This window comes from Sphingomonas sp. GV3 (assembly GCF_031082075.1).
GTDB lineage: Bacteria > Pseudomonadota > Alphaproteobacteria > Sphingomonadales > Sphingomonadaceae > Sphingomonas > Sphingomonas beigongshangi.
The window spans coordinates 1,809,927-1,828,950 of sequence record NZ_JARWLE010000001.1; the positions used below are offsets into that span (position 1 = coordinate 1,809,927).

At 67.9% G+C, this 19,024-nt stretch carries 12 protein-coding genes; 8 read left to right on the plus strand and 4 right to left on the minus strand.

The genetic code is table 11. From position 1 onward, the window contains the following. Nucleotides 1–15 precede the first annotated feature (15 nt). The gene (gene acnA / locus RF701_RS08540) at nt 16–2,703 is read left to right on the plus strand and encodes an aconitate hydratase AcnA (protein ID WP_210359267.1); all 2,688 of its coding nucleotides are present in this window, start codon (nt 16–18) and stop codon (nt 2,701–2,703) included. A gap of 145 nt (nt 2,704–2,848) precedes the next feature. On the opposite strand, the gene RF701_RS08545 is transcribed toward acnA, so the two are convergent. Beyond that, nucleotides 2,849–3,130 (minus strand): hypothetical protein, encoded by a 282-nt coding sequence (locus tag RF701_RS08545; RefSeq protein WP_308815640.1) that lies wholly within the window; start codon nt 3,128–3,130, stop codon nt 2,849–2,851. A gap of 130 nt (nt 3,131–3,260) precedes the next feature. Here RF701_RS08545 and msrB point away from each other — a divergent pair, with 130 nt between their 5' ends. Beyond that, on the plus strand, nt 3,261–3,752 hold the full coding sequence (gene msrB / locus RF701_RS08550; RefSeq protein WP_308814693.1) for a peptide-methionine (R)-S-oxide reductase MsrB: 492 nt from the start codon (nt 3,261–3,263) through the stop codon (nt 3,750–3,752). A gap of 153 nt (nt 3,753–3,905) precedes the next feature. Here the strand turns inward: msrB and RF701_RS08555 are convergent, their stop codons facing one another. Further along, nucleotides 3,906–4,418 carry a CHAP domain-containing protein gene (locus tag RF701_RS08555; RefSeq protein ID WP_308814694.1) on the minus strand — a complete coding sequence of 171 codons (513 nt, stop codon included), beginning with the start codon at nt 4,416–4,418 and terminating at the stop codon, nt 3,906–3,908. A gap of 428 nt (nt 4,419–4,846) precedes the next feature. On the opposite strand from RF701_RS08555, the gene RF701_RS08560 reads away from it, so the two are divergent. Together RF701_RS08560 and RF701_RS08565 are read left to right on the plus strand one after the other, a co-directional pair. Next, a complete protein-coding gene (locus RF701_RS08560; protein WP_308814695.1) occupies nt 4,847–5,992 on the plus strand; it encodes an acyl-CoA dehydrogenase family protein in 1,146 nt (381 codons plus the stop codon). A gap of 189 nt (nt 5,993–6,181) precedes the next feature. After that, complete coding sequence (locus tag RF701_RS08565; RefSeq protein ID WP_308814696.1) at nt 6,182–6,970, plus strand: SDR family oxidoreductase; 789 nt, start codon at nt 6,182–6,184, stop codon at nt 6,968–6,970. Nucleotides 6,971–7,101: 131 nt separating this feature from the next. On the opposite strand, the gene RF701_RS08570 is transcribed toward RF701_RS08565, so the two are convergent. After that, on the minus strand, nt 7,102–9,357 hold the full coding sequence (locus RF701_RS08570) for an NADP-dependent malic enzyme (RefSeq protein WP_288937185.1): 2,256 nt from the start codon (nt 9,355–9,357) through the stop codon (nt 7,102–7,104). An 88-nt stretch (nt 9,358–9,445) separates the two neighbouring features. On the opposite strand from RF701_RS08570, the gene RF701_RS08575 reads away from it, so the two are divergent. From RF701_RS08575 to RF701_RS08590, 4 genes are read left to right on the plus strand one after another with little or no spacing between them, the layout of a single operon-like run. Next, on the plus strand, nt 9,446–9,634 hold the full coding sequence (locus RF701_RS08575; RefSeq protein ID WP_203310161.1) for a hypothetical protein: 189 nt from the start codon (nt 9,446–9,448) through the stop codon (nt 9,632–9,634). Beyond that, nucleotides 9,627–9,896, plus strand: a complete 270-nt coding sequence (locus RF701_RS08580; RefSeq protein ID WP_210359261.1) for a type II toxin-antitoxin system RelE/ParE family toxin — start codon at nt 9,627–9,629, stop codon at nt 9,894–9,896. Before RF701_RS08575 ends, RF701_RS08580 begins: the two co-directional genes overlap by 8 nt. A gap of 31 nt (nt 9,897–9,927) precedes the next feature. After that, complete coding sequence (gene mutS, locus RF701_RS08585; protein ID WP_308815641.1) at nt 9,928–12,507, plus strand: DNA mismatch repair protein MutS; 2,580 nt, start codon at nt 9,928–9,930, stop codon at nt 12,505–12,507. Between the two features lie 33 nt (nt 12,508–12,540). After that, a complete protein-coding gene (locus RF701_RS08590) occupies nt 12,541–15,285 on the plus strand; it encodes a [protein-PII] uridylyltransferase (RefSeq protein WP_210359260.1) in 2,745 nt (914 codons plus the stop codon). 246 nt (nt 15,286–15,531) lie between these two features. On the opposite strand, the gene RF701_RS08595 is transcribed toward RF701_RS08590, so the two are convergent. Then, a complete protein-coding gene (locus RF701_RS08595) occupies nt 15,532–18,363 on the minus strand; it encodes a TonB-dependent receptor domain-containing protein (protein ID WP_308814697.1) in 2,832 nt (943 codons plus the stop codon). Nucleotides 18,364–19,024 lie beyond the last annotated feature (661 nt).

The following is a 19,024-nucleotide window of genomic DNA, read 5'->3' on the forward strand; positions in this document are numbered from 1 at the left end:
CAGAAGGGACACGACATGACCGCCATCGGCCAGGACAGCCTCAAGACCCGCGCGACGCTCGACGTCGGCGGCAAGAGCTACGACTATTTCAGCCTCGCCAAGGCGGCGGAGAAGTTCGGCGACATCAGCCGGCTGCCCTTCTCGATGAAGGTGCTGCTCGAGAACATGCTGCGCTTCGAGGACGGCAAGACCGTGACGGAGGCGGACGTCAAGGCGATCGTCGACTGGCAACAGGAGCGCCGCTCCGACCGCGAGATCCAGTATCGCCCCGCGCGGGTGCTGATGCAGGACTTCACCGGCGTGCCCTGCGTCGTCGATCTCGCCGCGATGCGCGACGCCATCACCAAGCTCGGCGGCAACGCCGCCAAGATCAATCCGCAGGTCCCCGTCCACCTCGTCATCGACCATTCGGTCATGGTCGACGAGTTCGGCACGCCCAAGGCGTTCGAGGACAATGTCGAGCTTGAATACCAGCGCAACGGCGAACGCTACGAGTTCCTGAAGTGGGGTTCGAAGGCGCTCGACAACTTCCAGGTGGTGCCGCCGGGGACCGGCATCTGCCACCAGGTCAACCTGGAGTATGTCAGCCAGGCGATCTGGTCGTCGACCGAGACGGGCGATCTCGCCAACGGCACCGCGGCGATCGCCTATCCCGACACGCTCGTCGGCACCGACAGCCACACGACGATGGTCAACGGCCTGGGCGTGCTCGGCTGGGGCGTCGGCGGCATCGAGGCGGAAGCCGCCATGCTCGGCCAGCCGGTGTCGATGCTGATCCCCGAGGTCGTCGGCTTCAGGCTGACCGGCGCGCTGAAGGAGGGCATCACCGCCACCGACCTGGTGCTGACCGTCACGCAGATGCTGCGCGCCAAGGGCGTCGTCGGCCGCTTCGTCGAATTCTATGGCCCGGGCCTCAGCTCGATGACGCTGGCCGACCGCGCGACGATCGCCAACATGGCGCCGGAATATGGCGCGACCTGCGGCTTCTTCCCGATCGACGACAAGACGATCGAATACATGCGCCTGACCGCGCGCCCGGAGGAAACGATCGCGCTGACCGAGGCCTATGCCAAGGCGAACGGCTTCTGGCGCCACGACGATGCCGCCGACCCCGTGTTCACCGACACGCTGGAGCTCGACATGGGCACCGTGACCGCGTCGCTCGCCGGCCCGAAGCGCCCGCAGGACCGCGTCAGCCTGGGGAAGGTTGACGAGGTGTTCAACGGCGACCTCGCCAAGCTGTATCACAAGGATCGCGCGACCCGCGTCGACGTCGCCGACCGCGGCCATGACATAGGCGACGGGGACGTCGTCATCGCCGCGATCACCAGCTGCACCAACACGTCGAACCCGTCGGTGCTCGTCGCCGCCGGCCTCGTCGCGCGCAAGGCGAACGCACTCGGCCTGAAGCCCAAGCCATGGGTGAAGACCTCGCTCGCGCCCGGTTCGCAGGTCGTCACCGACTATCTCAACAAGGCCGGTCTGACCCAGGACCTGGACGCGATCGGCTTCAACCTCGTCGGCTATGGCTGCACGACCTGCATCGGCAATTCGGGCCCGCTGCCCGGCCCGATCAGCGCCGCGATCAACGAGAACGACCTCGTCGCGGCGAGCGTCCTGTCGGGCAACCGCAACTTCGAGGGCCGCGTCAGCCCCGACGTCCGCGCCAACTTCCTCGCCAGCCCGCCGCTCGTCGTCGCCTATGCGCTGAAGGGCACGGTGACGCAGGACATGGTCGAGACCCCGCTGGGCCAGGGCAAGGACGGGCAGGACGTCTATCTCAAGGACGTGTGGCCGACCAACCAGGAGATTGCGGAGGTGATGGCGGCGAACATCGACGACGAGATGTTCCGCAGCCGCTACGCCAACGTCTATGCCGGCGACGAGAAGTGGCGCGAGATCGACGTCACCGGCTCGGCAACCTACGCCTGGCCGGCGGCGTCAACCTATGTCGCCAACCCGCCCTATTTCGAAGGCATGGAGATGACCCCGAAGCCGGTCACCGACATCATCGAGGCAAAGCCGCTGGCGATCCTGGGCGATTCGATCACCACCGACCACATCAGCCCGGCGGGATCGATCAAGGCGGACAGCCCGGCCGGCAAGTGGCTGACCGAGCGTCAGGTCGCGCGCAAGGACTTCAACAGCTACGGCGCGCGCCGCGGCAACGATCATGTCATGGTGCGCGGCACCTTCGCCAACATCCGCATCAAGAACGAGATGGTGCCTGGCGTCGAGGGCGGCATGACCCAGTATAATGGCGAAGTCATGCCGATCTACGACGCGGCGATGCGCCACAAGGCGGACGGCACGCCGCTCGTCGTCGTCGCGGGCAAGGAATATGGCACCGGTTCGTCGCGCGACTGGGCGGCGAAGGGCACCAACCTGCTCGGCGTGCGCGCGGTCATCACCGAGAGCTTCGAACGCATCCACCGTTCGAACCTGGTCGGCATGGGCGTGCTGCCGCTGCAGTTCGCGGAGGGCGTGACGCGCCAGACGCTGAAGCTCGACGGCACCGAGACGTTCACGATCACGGGCGTCGCCAACCTGCGCCCGCGTCAGACGGTCGAGGTGACGCTGAAGCGCGCCGACGGTTCGACCGAGACGTTCGAGACGCGCTGCCGCATCGATACCGTCAACGAGCTGGAATATTTCCTCAACGGCGGCATCCTGCAATACGTGCTGCGCAAGCTCGCCGCCTGATCGTCGCGACGCACGGCAAAACGAAAAAGGGGAGGTGCCGAAGGGCGCCTCCCCTTTTTCGTGCTCGCCGTTCGCACTCGCGGCGCGCGGCCACCCCGCCGCACGCCGGTCGCCCCCGCGCTCGCTCCGCGCGGGAGCCGGGAGGTCAGTTCGGCTTTATTGTTTCCGCCTGCAGCGATTCGGCACCGCCGGAGCAATCGCCATCGTCGCGGGGCTTGAGCGCCGGCGGCTTGGCGCGCCCCATCGTCCAGTTCGCCTGCAGGCGCACACGCGGATTGGGGGCGCACCAGATTTCTCCGGTGTCGTTGATCGCGGTCACCCAGATCAGATTGTGTTCCTGGCCATAGTCGATCACCGCAAAGGCATAACCGGCGCCCTTGTCGAGGACATGCACCGGCAGCGGCGGATCAAGTTGCTGAAAAGACATGATCTCTGTAGCACCTTTCAGCCCGGTCAACCCTGCGCACCGCATCGCGGTTCCAACGTGCATCATCATGATGGATCGGAATGTGCCCGGGGGTCTGGGCAAGTTTGCCGCGCTCCCCATATCATGGGTCATGACGAAGTACCCAACCCGCCGTTCGCTGCTCTCCCTCGCCGCCACCGGCGCTGCCGGTGCGATCCTGTGGGGGTGCAGGGCCGCCCCCGCCGACGCCGCGACCTATCCCGTGCAGATGAGCGACGCGGCGTGGCGCAAGAAGCTCGGTGACCAGGCATGGGCCGTGCTGCGCCACGAAAGCACCGAACGCCCCTTCTCCAGCCCGCTCAACGATGAGCATCGCGCCGGTACTTTCCTGTGCAAGGGGTGCGCGCAACCGCTGTTCTCTTCGAAGACGAAATTCGACAGCGGCACCGGCTGGCCGAGCTTCTGGGCCCCGCTTCCCCGTGCGGTAGGAACGAAGAGCGACCGCTCGCTGCTCGAAGCGCGCACCGAGGTGCATTGCAGCCGCTGCGGCGGTCATCTCGGCCATGTCTTCGACGACGGCCCGAAGCCGACCGGCAAGCGCTATTGCATGAATGGCGTCGCGATGACCTTTCGGCCCGCCTGACGCGCGGGGGCCGGCGCGCAGTCGGGCCGGTGCGGCGCCTCCAGCGATCGGAAGGCCGGCCCGGCACCTGCCGACGGCACAAAAATCAGCCGATCGGACGCAAAAGGGGCCCGTTTCCGGGCCCCTTTTCACATGCGACGGTGCGGGTTTTGATCAGCGATCGGCGACCGGCTTGACGGGCACGACCGCGGAGGTGGCGATCATCGCGAGATTGGCGGCGGCGACATCGTCGCGGCTCGCGGGGACCGCATCGGCATCGGCCGGCGCATGGCCCGAATAGATGAAGCCGTTGGTCGGATAGCTGGACGTGCCCAGGCCACCCGTCGGGCCGTACCACACCTTCACCTCGCTCCAGTCGCCGGCGGCGGAGACGTCGATCGCGCGGACGTTGCGCTCGATCTGGCCGGGGCGCGACCAATTGGCGTGGGTCAGCAGGACCTCGCGGTCGCTGATCACCTGGGACACCATCGCGACATGGCCGACGCGCATGCGATGGGTCGACTGGAAGGAGAGGACGGAGCCGACTTCCGGCTTGTGGCCACGCTGGTAGCGGCCGGCGGCCTGGCCCCACCAGGTGTTCGCGTTGCCGTGCAGTTCGATGCCCGAGATCTCGCGCGCATAGGGTGCGCACTGCCAGAACTGCGCCGCCGCCGGAGAGGCCATCATTAGGCCGCAAGAGAATATCAGCGCAAGGCGCGCTGCCCACGTCTTCACCACTTGATGACCCCCCGGCCAAAACCCGTTCGTCGAGGATGGCGCTACGCACATTCGATCCGGCGGCATAGGGGCGCACCCGGTGGTTTCCGGCGAACGGTGGTGAAGCGCGGATGAACGGCTCACCGTGCGACGAAGCGAGGGTGAAGCGCTGTCCTAATCAGGCGGCGCCGCGGGAAAACCGGTCGCCAAGGCGCACCGTGGGCATGCCCGCGCCCATGAAGCGGGCCGGCCGATTCGGCGAATGCATGCCCCGATTGCGGCCGGCGGTACTTTCTTTCCTAGACGCGAGAACTGGCAAAACCGTGTTTTTCGAACTTCGGGTTTGCCAGTGGCGTTGGTGCGTCCTACGCTTTTCGCGACCTAGCAAGGATCCGTCCATGGCTCTCGACCCCGAAACCTTCGATGCGCTGATCGACACCATCCGCCGCTTCGTCGCCGAACGGCTCCGGCCGCGCGAGGCGGACGTGGAGGCGGCGGACGCGATCCCCGACGACCTCGTCGACGAGATGAAGGCGATGGGCCTGTTCGGCCTGTCGATCGCGGAGGAGCACGGCGGCCTCGGCCTGACGATGCTGGAGGAGGCGAAGGTCGCGATCGAGATGGGGCGCACGACGCCTGCCTTCCGGTCGACCTTCGGCACCAATGTCGGCATCGGCAGTCAGGGCCTCGTCATGGCCGGTTCGCCCGAGCAGAAGGCGCAGTGGCTGCCGCGCATCGCGAGCGGCGAGATCGTCACCAGCTTCGCGCTGACCGAGCCCGATGTCGGCAGCGATTCCGGATCGGTGAAGACCCGCGCGATACGCGACGGCGACGTCTATCGGCTGTCGGGCACCAAGCGCTACATCACCAATGCCGACAAGGCGCAGCTGTTCACCGTCATGGCCCGCACCGGCGACGCCCCGGGCGCGCGCGGCGTCTCCGCCTTCCTCGTCCCGCGCGACCTGCCCGGCGTGTCGATCGGCGAGCCCGAGAAGAAGATGGGGCAAAAGGGTGCCAAGGTCGCCGACGTCCATTTCGAGGATGTCCCGGTCCCCGTCGCCAACCGCCTCGGCGCGGAGGGCGAGGGGTTCAAGATCGCGATGCGCGTGCTCGACCGCGGCCGGCTGCACATCAGCGCGGTGTGCGTCGGCGTCGCCGAGCGGCTGATCGCGGACAGCGTCGCCTATGCCAGCGAGCGCCGCCAGTTCGGCCAGCCGATCGCGCATCACCAGCTGATCCAGGGCATGATCGCCGACATGAAGACCGAGGCGCTCGTCGCCCGCGCGATGGTGCTCGAGACGGCGCAGGCGAAGGATGATGGCAAGGACGTCGTGCTCGAGTCCGCCGCGGCCAAATATTTCGCCAGCGAGATGGTCGGCCGCGTCGCGGACAAGGCGGTGCAGATCTTCGGCGGCGCGGGCTATATCGCCGACTATGGCATCGAACGCCTCTATCGCGACGTCCGGCTGTTCCGCATCTACGAGGGCACGAGCCAGATCCAGCAGGTGATCATCGCGCGCGAGACGCTGAAGCGCGGCGGGTGAGCACAAGCCCTTTTCCCACACAAAGCGTCCTTCCCCCGCAGGCGGGAATCCGGGCGCGCGGGCGTCCCCGCTCTCTCGAGGGACCTGTGTTTCCGGATCCCCGCCTGCGCGGGGATGACGGGATTTGAAGGGCGCCGTGGGATACACCTGCCGCCCGCCATCGCATCACGATCTTTCTAGGAGCCCTGAATGGACACCACCAACCTGTTCCGACTCGACGGCCGCATCGCGCTGGTCACGGGCGGCAGCCGCGGCATCGGCCGGATGATCGCCGCCGGCTTCATCGCGCAGGGCGCCACGGTCTATATCTCCAGCCGCAAGGCCGCCGCCTGCGAGGAAACCGCCGCAGCGCTGGGCCCCGACTGCATCCCCCTGCCGCAAGACGTCGCGACGGTCGCCGGCTGTCGCGCGCTGGCCGAAGCCTTGGCGGCGCGCGAGCAGCGGCTCGACATCCTCGTCAACAACGCCGGCGCGGCCTGGGGCGTGCCGTTCGAGGAATTCCCCGAGAGCGGCTGGGACAAGGTGATGGACCTCAACGTCAAGTCGCCCTTCTTCCTGACGCAGGCGCTGCACGGCCTGCTCAAGGCGGGTGGCTCGGCGCAGCGCCCGGCGAAGGTGATCAACATCACCTCGATCGACGGCCAGCGGCTCAATCCCTGGGAAACCTACAGCTATCATGCCTCGAAATCGGCGCTGATCTATCTGACCAAGCGGATGGCGGCGCGGTTGGTCCGCGATCATGTCAACGTCACCTCGATCGCCCCGGGCGCCTTCGCAAGCGAGATGAACCGCGCGGCGCGCGATCACGGCGACGACGTCGCAAAGGGCATACCCGCGGGCCGCATCGGCACCGACGAGGACATGGCGGGCGCAGCGATCTTCCTCGCCAGCCGCGCGGGCGATTATGTGGTCGGCGAAACGATCACCGTCGACGGCGGCCTCGTCCATGCAGCACTCGGGACGAGCATCGACGGATAGACCGCGCGCCCAGGGTGGCTCGAGGCCGATGCCCGTGCGCGGACGCACTGCGGCCCCTCACCCGCGCCCGCTTCCCCACGATGAAGGTCGGGAAGCGGGTCCTGACGAGCCGGATCCGGAGGGCGTCGACGCTATCGGGCGATGCCGCCCGCGGCGAGCACCGCCAGCGTCACCAGCTCGCTGGCGGTCGAGGTCATCGGCGCGATCTGCACCGGCTTTTCCATGCCGATCAGCATCGGGCCGATCACGCTGTCGCCGCCCAGTTCGCGCAGCAGCTTCGCGGCGATGTGTGCGGACTGCAGACCCGGCATGATCAGCACGTTCGCCGGGCCGGACAGGCGCGCGAAGGGATAATTGGCGAGCTGCTTCGGATTGAGCGCGACGTCGGGCGGCATCTCGCCCTCATATTCGAAGCCGACGCCGCGACGGTCGAGTTCCGACACGGCGTCACGGATGTTGTCGACCCAGGCACCCTTGGGATTGCCGAAGGTCGAATAGCTCAGCATCGCGACACGCGGCTCGTGCCCCATGCGGCGCGCGACCTGCGCGGTCTGCTCCGCGAAATCGGCGAGCTGCTCGCCCGTCGGCCGCTCGTTGACCGTCGTGTCGGCGATGAACACCGTATGGCTCTGCCCGACGAGGATGTGGATGCCAAACGGCGTCCGGCCCGCCTCCGGATCGATGACCCTTTTCACCTGGCGCATCGATTCGGGCCAGGTGCGCGTGATGCCGGTGATCATCGCATCGGCCTCGCCCAACTGGAGCAGCGCGGCGCCGAAGACGTTGCGATCCTGGTTGATCATCCGCTCGACGTCGCGGCGCAGATAGCCGCGCCGCTGCAGGCGCCCGTAGACGAAGTCCACCATCTTCGGGACGAGCGGCGAGACGCGGCTGTTGTGCAGCTCGTAATCGTCGGGGTCTACGCCCAGGTCGCGTAGCCGGTCGCGCACGTCGTCGCGCCCGACCAGTACCGGCGTGCCGTAGCCGCCCTCCTTGAACGCGATCGCGGCGCGGAGCACCACCTCCTCCTCACCCTCCGCGAACAGCACACGCTTCGGGCGCGCGCGGGCGCCCTCATAGGCGAGCGTCAGCACCGACGTCGTCGGGTTGAGCCGTGCGCGCAGGCTCTGGCGATAGGCCTGCATGTCGAGGATCGGCTTGGTGGCGAGCCCGGAATCCATCGCCGCCCTGGCGACGGCGGCGGGCACCTCCTCCATCAGGCGCGGATCGAACGGCGCCGGGATAATATAGTCGGGGCCGAAGCTGTGGCTGACGCCATAGGCGGCGGCCACCTCTTCGGGAACGCGCTCGCGCGCGAGGTCGGCGATCGCCTTGGCGGCCGCGATCTTCATGTCGTCGTTGATCCCGGTCGCCCGCACGTCGAGCGCGCCCCGGAAGATGAACGGGAAGCCGAGCACGTTGTTGACCTGGTTCGGATAATCCGACCGGCCGGTCGCGATGATCGCGTCGGGCCGCGCGGTCTTCGCCTCTTCCGGCAGGATTTCCGGCACCGGATTGGCCATGGCGAAGATGATCGGCGCGTCCGCCATCTCCAGCACCATGTCGCCCTTCAGCGCGCCCGCGGCGGACAGGCCCAGGAACACGTCGGCACCGACCAGCGCCTCCTTCAGCGTGCGACGATCGGTGGCGGCGGCGTGCGCCGACTGCCACTGGTTCACGTCGTCGCGCCCCTGATAGATCACGCCTTTCTTGTCGCACATGATGACATGGTCGTGGCGCACGCCCATCGCCTTCATCAGCTCGGTGCAGGCGATCGCCGCGGCGCCTGCGCCGTTCACCACGACGCGGATCTCCGCCAGCTTGCGCCCGGTCAGCAGACAGGCATTGATCAGGCCCGCCGCACAGATGATCGCGGTGCCGTGCTGGTCGTCATGAAAGACGGGGATGTTCATGCGCTCGCGCAGCGCCTGCTCGATGATGAAGCATTCGGGCGCCTTGATATCCTCGAGGTTGATGCCGCCGAAGCTCGGCTCCATCAGCTCCACCGCGTCGATGAAGCGGTTCACGTCCTCCGTCTTCAGCTCGATGTCGATCGAATCGACGTCGGCGAAGCGCTTGAACAGCACCGCCTTGCCCTCCATCACCGGCTTGGAGGCGAGCGCGCCGAGATTGCCCATGCCCAGGATCGCCGTGCCGTTCGAGATCACCGCGACCAGATTGCCCTTGGCGGTATAGTCGTAGGCGGTGGCGGGATCGTCGGCGATCGCCTGGACCGGCACCGCCACGCCGGGCGAATAGGCGAGCGCGAGGTCGCGCTGCGTCGCCATCGGCTTGGACGCGACGATCTCGATCTTGCCCGGCCGCCCTTCGGAATGGAAGAGCAGGGCCTCGCGTTCGGAGAACTGGACGGACGCTTTTTCGGACATGGGACCTCGCTGGCGGCTGGACGCTACGGCTCTTGGCCATTTCGGGCGGGGCTTTCAACCCGGCGTGGCTAGGGTTATGTCCTGCACCATGAAGCACGAGGCCCACTTCCCGCTCGACGCGGAACGCGATCTCGCCGTCGATGCGGTTACCGCGGCAAAGGCCGGCTATGCGTCTGGCTATGGCGTCGACCACGAGGTGATCGGCCAGTGGCTGCTTACCTGGGGCACGCCGGCCTTCAAGGATTTTCCCGACTGGCTTGACGAGCAGAATGGCTAGGGTCGTCTGGCGACCGCAGGCCGTCGACGACATCCGGGGCATCATCCGCTACATCGCCCAGCATAATCCCGCCGCTGCGCGGGACATCGCCGCCCGACTGTTCACGCTGGGCCACAGCTTGAAAGATTTTCCACGACGAGGCCGCCTGGCCGGCGATTGGCGAGAGTTGACCACCGTACCGCCATATATTCTTCGCTACACGGTCGAGGGGGACACGGTCTTCATCCTCTCCGTCCGCCACGGCGCCCGCAATCCGGACTGACAGCGTTTCGATGACCCAAGCCCCCACCCCGATGATGGCGCAATATCTCAGCCTCAAGGCGGAGGCGGAGGATTGCCTGCTCTTCTACCGCATGGGCGATTTCTTCGAGCTGTTCTTCGACGATGCCCGCATCGCGGCGGGCGTGCTCGACATCGCGCTGACCGCGCGGGGCGAGCATGGCGGCGAGAAGGTGCCGATGTGCGGCGTCCCCGTCCACGCCGCCACCGCCTATCTGCAGCGGCTGATCAAGGCGGGCCACCGCGTCGCGATCGCCGAACAGACCGAAAGCCCGGAGGCGGCGCGCAAGGCGCGCGGCAGCAAGGCGCTGGTCCATCGCGCGATCGTCCGCTTCGTGACCGCCGGCACGCTGACCGAGGAAGCGCTGCTCGACGCCCGATCCGACAATTGGTGCGTCGCGATCGGCGAGGCGGGCGGCGCGGTCGCCCTGGCGGCGGCGGACGTGTCGACCGGACGGTTCGAGGTGATCGACGTCAGCGCGGACGCGCTAGGCGCCGAGCTGGCGCGGCTCGGCGCGGCCGAAGTCGTGGCGTCCGAGGCGAGCGACCATGCCGATGCCGCGACGACGCTGCGACCGCGGCAGACCTTTGACAGCGGCGCGGGCGAGGCGCGGCTGAAGGCGCTGTTCGGCGTCGCGACGCTCGACGGCTTCGGCCAGTTCGGTCGCGCGGCGCTGGCCGCCGCCGGCGGGCTGGTCGCCTATCTCGACCATAATGCGAAGGGCGCCCTGCCCTTCCTGCGGCCGCCGCGCCTGTCGCGCGCCGCGGAGACGATGGCGATCGACGCCGCGACGCGCGAAAGCCTGGAACTGACCTGCACGACCGCCGGCCAGCGCAAGGGATCGCTGCTCGACGCGATCGACCGGACGATGACGGGGGCGGGCGCGCGGCTGCTCTCCGCCGACATCGGCGCGCCGCTGATGGATCGCGCGGCGATCGAGGCACGGCTGGACCTGGTCCAGTTCTTCCATGATCAGCCGGGCCTGCGCGACCAGGTACGCGGCAGCCTGCGCGCGATGCCCGATATCGGCCGCGCGCTCGGCCGCCTCGCGGCGGGGCGCGGCTCGCCACGGGATCTCGGCCAGTTGCGCGACGGGCTCGACGGCGCCTGGCATCTCGGCGAGCGCCTGGGGCAGGTCGACGCCCCGTTGACGCTGCTCGGCCTGCTGGCGCCGCGATTGCGCGGCCATGGCGCGCTGATCGATCTGCTCAAGCGCGCGCTCGTGCCCTCGCCCCCGATCGATGCGGCAGACGGCGGCTATATCGCGGCGGGCTATGACGTCGCGCTCGACGACCTGCGCGACGCGGGTGCGGGCGGCCGCCGCGCGATCGCCGCGCTGGAGGCGGAGATGAAGGCGGCGACCGGCATCGCCACTCTCAAGGTCCGGCATAACAACGTGCTCGGCTATCACGTCGAGGTACCCGCCAAAGCGGCGGATGCGCTGATGCAGCCGGACAGCGGCTTCACGCACCGCCAGACGCTCGCCGGCGTCGTCCGCTTCAACACGCCGGCGTTGCACGAGGTCGCGGCCAAGGTGTCTCAGGCGGGCGCGCACGCCCTGGCGGCGGAGGCCGCGCATCTGGAGGAACTGACCGCCGCCGCGCTCGCGACGCGCGAGGCGATCGCCGCCACCGCCGACGCCCTCGCCCGGATCGACGTCGCCGCGGGCCTGGCCGAACGCGCGGCCGAGGGCGGGTGGAGCCGGCCGCTGCTGGTCGAGGACACGCGCTTCGAGGTGACCGGCGGCCGCCATCCCGTGGTGGAGGCGGCGGTGGCGCGATCGGGCGACCGCTTCATCGCCAACGACTGCAACCTCAACGAGGCCTCGCGGCTCTGGCTGGTTACCGGCCCCAACATGGGCGGCAAGTCGACCTTCCTGCGCCAGAACGCGCTGATCGCGGTCCTTGCGCAGGCGGGGTGTTATGTTCCGGCGACCCGCGCGACGCTCGGCCTTGTCGACCGGCTGTTCAGCCGGGTCGGCGCCTCGGACAATCTGGCGCGCGGTCGGTCGACCTTCATGGTCGAGATGGTGGAGACCGCCGCGATCCTGGCGCAGGCGACGCCGCGCAGCTTCGTCATCCTCGACGAGGTCGGGCGCGGCACCTCCACTTATGACGGGCTCGCCATCGCCTGGGCGGTGGTGGAGGCGATCCACGAGGACAATCGCTGCCGCTGCCTGTTCGCAACGCATTACCACGAGCTGACCCGGCTGGCGGAACGGTGCGACGCGCTCAGCCTGCATCACGTCCGGGCGCGCGAATGGAAGGGCGAGCTGGTGCTGCTGCACGAAGTGTCGGACGGGCCGGCGGATCGCAGCTACGGCCTTGCGGTCGCGCGGCTCGCCGGCATGCCGCCCGCGACGATCGCCCGCGCCAAGGCGGTGCTCGCCAAGCTGGAGGCGGGGCGCGCCAAGACGGGCGGGCTTGCCGCCGGCCTCGACGACCTGCCGCTGTTCGCCGCGGCGGCGCAGGTCGAGGAGGAGACGTGCGATGCGATACGCGCCGAGGTCGAGGGGCTGGACGTCGACGCGCTGACGCCGCGCGAGGCGCTGGATACCCTATATCGGCTCAAGGCCTTGGCACGGGAAGGATAGCCGCGCGCGGCCGGATGCGGCTATGCTCGCGCGATGCCCGGCCGCTTCGACCACCTGCCCAATCGCCGCGCGATCGTCGATCGCCGCCTCCTTGCCGAAACGGTCGCGTCGATGGACGCGACGGGGACGCCGCTGCGCATCGAGGTCGCCCGGCTGCTCAAGAGCGCGCTCGCGGCGGGGCGGGAAGAGATCGAGCGGCGGCTGCTCGCCCATCCGTCGCGCGGGCTGGAGGCGTCGAACGCCCAGGCCTATCTGGTCGATCAGCTACTGCGCGTGCTCTTCGACGTCGCGACGCAGCGGCTGCACCCGTTGCACAATCCCACCGCCGGCGAGCGGCTGACGCTGATCGCGGTGGGTGGCTACGGGCGCGCGGAGATGGCACCCTATTCGGATGTCGACATCGGCTTCCTGACGCCGGGCAAGCAGACGCCCTGGGCGGAGCAGGTGATCGAATCGATGCTCTATGCGCTGTGGGACGTCGGGCTGAAGGTCGGCCATTCCAGCCGCAGCATCGACGAGATGGTGCGGCAGGCGAAGGCGGACGGGACGATCCGCACCGCGCTGCTGGAAGGCCGCTACGTGACCGGCGACACCAGCCTTTACGACGAGGCGTCGCGCCGTTTCCATGCCGAGGTGCAGCACGGCACCGAACGCGCCTTCATCGCCGACAAGCTGGCGGAGCGCGACGCGCGGCATCGCAAGATGGGCGACACCCGCTATGTCGTCGAACCCAACGTCAAGGAGGGCAAGGGCGGCCTGCGCGACCTGCACGCGCTGTTCTGGATCGGCAAATACGTCTTCGACGTCCAGCAGGGGCGGGACCTGATCGAAGCGGGGCTGCTGACGCAGGACGAATATCGCCTGTTCCATCGCGCCGACAATTTCCTGCAGGCGGTCCGCTGCCACCTGCACAGCATCACGCGCCGGCCCGAGGACCGGCTGACCTTCGACGTGCAGCGCGAGATCGCCGCGCGGATGCGCTTTTCCGATCGCCCGGGCAAATCGGCGGTCGAACGATTCATGCAATATTACTTCCTGCAGGCGCGCACCGTCGGCACGCTGACCGGGTTGTTCCTCGCCCATCTGGACGAGAGGTTCGCAGCGCGAGGGCGGCGCTACGGGCTGCCGACGATCCGCCGCCGGCCGCGCAAGCTGCACGGTTTCGTGCTCGACCGCGGTCGACTCGCGATCCCGCGCGACGATTTCTTCCGCGAGGATCCGGTTCGGCTGGTGGAAATCTTCCAGCTCGCCGACCTGCATGGGCTGGAGATCCATCCGCTCGCCTGGCGCGCCGCGACGCGCGACGCCAAGCTGATCGACGAGCATCGCGCCGACCTGCGCGCGAACGCGCTGTTCCTCGACGTGCTGACCAGCCCGCGCGATCCCGAGCTCGTGCTGCGCTGGATGAACGAGGTCGGCGTGTTCGGCCGCTTCGTGCCCGACTTCGGCCGCGTCGTGGGGCAGATGCAGTTCGACATGTATCATCATTATACCGTCGACGAGCACACCATCCGCGCGATCGGCCTGCTCGGTCAGATCGACCGCGGCGCGCTGAAGGCGGATCATCCGATGGCGTCGGCGATCATCCGCCAGATCGTTTCGCGCCGCGTACTCTATGTCGCCGTGCTGCTCCACGACATCGCAAAGGGGCGCGGCGGCGACCATTCCATTCTGGGCGCGGAGGTCGCCGAGCGGCTGTGCCCGCGCTTCGGCCTGACCCCGGCCGAGACGGAGACGGTGTCCTGGCTGGTCCGGTATCACCTGCTGATGTCCGCAACCGCGTTCAAGCGCGACCTGGCGGATTTCAAGACGATCCTCGATTTCTGCGCGACCGTGCAGAGCGCGGAGCGGCTGCGGCTGCTGCTGTGCCTGACGATCGTCGACATCCGCGCCGTCGGCCCCGGCACCTGGAACGGCTGGAAGCGCCAGCTATTGGGCGACCTGTACGAGCAGGCCGAGGAAGTGCTGCGGCTGGGCCACAAGCAGCGCGGCCGCGGCGAGCGGATCAGCGCGAAGCAGCAGGCGCTCGGCGTGGCGCTGGGCTGGGACGATGCGACCTATGCCGCGTTTGTCCGCCGCTTTCCAGAAGCCTATTGGATCGCCGAGCCGGAGGACGTGCTGCTCCGGAACGCGCGCTTCATCGCCGAGGCGGGGGACGCGCGGCTGGCGATCGACGCGGCGGTCTATCCCGAACGCGGCGCGACGATGGTCACGATCTATGCCGCCGACCATCCCGGCCTGTTCTATCGCATCGCGGGGGCCATCCATGTCGCGGGCGGCAACATCATCGACGCACGCATCCATACGACGCGCGACGGCATGGCGATCGACAACTTCCTGGTGCAGGATCCTCTGGGCCGGCCGTTCGACGATCCTGCCCAGCTCGCGCGGCTGAAGACCGCGATCGACGATGCCCTCGCCAACCGGGGCAAGCTGGTCGATCGGCTCGTCGCGAAACCGGCGGCGCGGACGCGGGCGGACGCATTCGACATCGCGCCGAACGTGCTGATCGACAACCATGCGTCCAACCGCTTCACGGTCGTCGAGGTCAATGCGCGCGACCGGCCGGCCTTGCTCAACCAGCTGGCGCACGCGCTGGTCCAGTCGAAGGTGACGCTGCATTCGGCGCATGTCGCGACCTATGGCGAGCGCGCCGTCGACACCTTCTACATCACCGACCTGACCGGCGACCGCATCCTCGCCCAGCCTCGCCTGAAGGCGCTGGAGAAGCGATTGCTCGCGGCCGCGGCGGGCGAGGATGCCGCCTTGGCGGCCTGAGGCCGCGCCCTGACGTCACACGACCGCGTGACACAGGACGCGGATCGCATCGCCACGAAAAAGCGGCGGCGCATCGCTGCGCCGCCGCCCCCTCCCCCATCGATGGGAACCTGGTGTTCGATCCAGCGAGGCTGGATCGGGGCGGTGCCGGCACTCACCCCCAACCCGGCCGCCCACCAGGATGTGCTATGTGCGCGGCCGCATGGGTCGCGGGCCGGCGCCGCGTCCCCGCACGTGGATCAGACTTCAGAAGCGAATACGGGCCGTCACGCCATAGGTGCGCGGTTCCGCGAGGAACGAGGTGAAGATCTGGTTCGACGGCGAGGTGCCGAGCTTGATCGTCGAGGCGAGGCTGCCCGAGCCCTGGAACGGCGCGTTGAAGGCGACCTGCTCGTACCGCGTGTTGGTCAGGTTCTGGCCCCAGAACTCCAGCGCCCAATGCTGGTCCGGCCCACGGATGCCGATGCGCGCGTTGAGCAGGAAGAAGCCGTCCTGGCGCTTTTCGTAGAAGAGGTCAGAGCCGGTGTTGTAGTCGCTGGTCATGCGGCCATCGACATAGAAGAGGCCGGTCAGTCCCGATGCGCCGAGTTCCGGCGTGAAGGTCATCGACGACGTCACCGTGTGGCGCGGCGCATTCGACAGCTGGCTGCCGGGGAGCAGGAACAGCTGCGCGTCGAGCGCCTCGCCCGAGTCGCTGCCGACCAGGTTGTGGCGGAAATGCGTGTCGGCGAGCGTGTAGCCGAGCGCGAACGACAGGTCCTTCGCCGGGAACAGCCCCGCCTCGAGCTCGATACCCTGGCTGAGCACGCCATAGCCAGTCTTGCCGGTGCAGGCGCCGGTCGTCGAGCTGCCGTCCTGGTCCGCGCCGTTGAGGCTGTTCTGGCAGGAGGTGATGTTCTGGACGATGTAGTTGGTGCCGTTGAAGGTGTTCAGCTGGAAGTTCTTGAACTCCTGGCGGAACGCGGCCGCGTTGAAGGTGAACTGGCGGCTGGTGTACTTCAGGCCGACTTCATAGGCGTTGACCGTTTCCGGGTCGAAGCGCAGGCGGCTGGCGCTGGCGTTCGTCGGCGGCGCGAAGACGTTCGACGTCAGGTCCGACCGGTCGAGATCGTAGCCGCCCGCCTTGTAGCCGCGCGAGTAGGAGGCATAGACCAACAGGTCGCTGGTCGGCTTGTAGGAGATGACGCCGGTGCCGGTGAACTCGCCCTCGCTGAGCTTGTCCTGCGGCGTCAGCGCGTTGATCGCCGAGCTCGAGTTGCCCGTGCAGGTCAGCGTGATGATGCCGCCGATCAGCGGCTGCAGCGCGGCGAGCGCCGGATTGGCGAGCAGCGGGCTGAGCGCCGCCTGCTGCGCCGGGCAGATCGTGTTGTTGTTGTTGAACGTCGCGCGGAAATCCTTGCGCTCGTGCGTGTAGCGCAGGCCGGCGGTGATCGACAGCTTGTCGGTCACCTTGAAGATGTTGTGCGTGAAGAAGGCGTAGTTCTCGCTGTCCTGGTAATAGCGCGAGTTGGTGTCGCCGACGTTGTTGACGGTGCTCAGGCGATCGATGCCCGGCAGCACCAGCGCCGCGGCCGCGCCGAGGCCCGCGCCCACGGCCTGGCGCCCGCTCGCGCCGCCGAGCGCCGCGAGCGGCGTCGTGCCGAGACAGCCCGGCTTGGTCGGATCGCGCAGCGCCGCGAGCGGATTGATCGTCGCGATGATGCGGCAGGCGGCGAAGGCGCCATATTGCGTGCCGAACTTCAGATTGTCGGCAACGACCAGGTTTTCCTTCGAATAATAGCCGCCGATCAGCCAGTTGAGTTTATTATCGAACGCCTCGCCGTTGAGCCGCAGTTCCTGGGTGAAGGTATGGAACTGGCGGAAGGCATTGCCGTCGTCGGGGCGATAGCCAATGTCGAGGTTACCATAGTCGATATCGGCGGCACCGCCCGACTTGTACTCGCGATAGGCGGTGATCGACGTGAGCCCCGCGCCGCCCAGGTTCCAGTCGAGCTGCGCCGACCCGCCATAATCCTTGGTGACATTGCTATAGGCGCGGCCGGGCGTGTTCGCGATCTGGCGATTGTACGGATCACCGAGGCTCGGGAAGACCGCGCCGAGCTGCTGCATCACCTGGACGATGCGGTTGCCGTTGGGATTGATCGTGAAATCGCCGGGGACGCCGGGCGTCGGGTCCAGCTTCTCGCGCGTGTCGATGTAGACGGCGCCGCAGCACTTCTCGTTGCGCCACGTATAGTCGCCGATCAGGCGCAGCGAGATGTCGGACGTCGGCTCGAACAGCAATTGCCCGCGCACGAAGAAGCGGTTGCGGTTGTTGTAGTCGGTGTTGTTGACGACGTCGCGATAGAAGCCGTCGCGCTTGTTGTAGACGCCGTCCAGCCGGAAGGCGAGCATGTCCTTGATGATCGGTCCGGTAAGCGCCCCGGCAAGGCGGACGGCGTTGTAATTGCCGTACGTTCCCTCGGCGTAGCCGCCGAACGTGTACGAGGGCGCCTTGGTGATGATGTTGATCGTGCCGGCGGAGGCGTTGCGGCCCGACAGCGTGCCCTGCGGCCCGCGCAGCACTTCGATGCGGTCGACCTCGCCGATGTCGTTGAGGCCCGAGCCGGTGCGGCTGCGATAGACGCCGTCGATGAACACGGCGACCGAACTTTCGAGACCCGGGTTGTCGCCGACCGTGCCTATGCCGCGGATACGCGCGGAGGCATTGGCCTCCGAACCTGTCGAGGAGACGAGCAGCGACGGCGTGAGCTGCGTCAGCTGGCGGATGTCGGTGGCACCGGAATTCTCCAGCGCCTGCGAGCTGACGGCGGATACGGCGATCGGCACGTTCGACAGGCGCTCGGCGCGGCGGGTTGCGGTGATGACGATGTCGCCCAGGTTGCTCGTTCCCTGGCCGGCCGGCGGCAGCTGCCCTGCGTCCACCGAACCATTGGCGGTGGCGGAGGTGCTGGTCTGCGCCTGCCCCTGCGTCGTCGGCGCATCGGTCGGCGGAGCATTGGTCTCCTGCGCCGACACGACGGTGGGGGCGGCCAGCGCGATGGTTGCGGCCGAAAGCAGATACGCGGTCAGGCGCATGGGCATCCTCTCCTGTTTTTCCGTCATGCTTTGCATATCCGGGTCGAAGACAGGCTAGGGTCGCTGCGGGGCCGGCGTCTACCCTTTTCACGATCCGGTCATCAACCAAACCCGGTTTTCAAAGTCGGTGTCGCCAAAGCGCAACACTGTAGGTCGGCATTGCGGACCCGTTGTTCGAAAGTTTCGCGGAAGAAGGGCAGCAGGCATGCCGGATCGTCGCCGGGACGATCCCTGGCGCGTGCCGCGTGCATGACGCGGGAAGCACAACAAAGACGCGCCCCGACAGACACTAAGAGCTGGATCGCGTTGCGAGGAAGCGCTGCCGGCCGTTTCCCACCCGGCTGCGCGCGGAGCGGATCCTGGAAGGGCGGCGGGGTGGGAGGTAAGGGCCGCCACCGCGCCCTGACCCAGCCTAGCTGGATCGCACACGAAAGCCGGATCGACCGCAGCGGATGCGACGCCGCCGATCGACCGGGACGGCCGGCGTCCAGCCACGCCGTCGGTACGGCATGTGTACAAGCAGCACCCGAGCAGGGCAGACATATACGGGTGCAGATACCGCCCCAGCGCCAACGGCGAGCGATATCCGGGATGATGCCAAGGGGTAGGACGATATGCCGCCGACCCGACGGCGCCGCACGCGGCCATGAGCCCCTTCGAG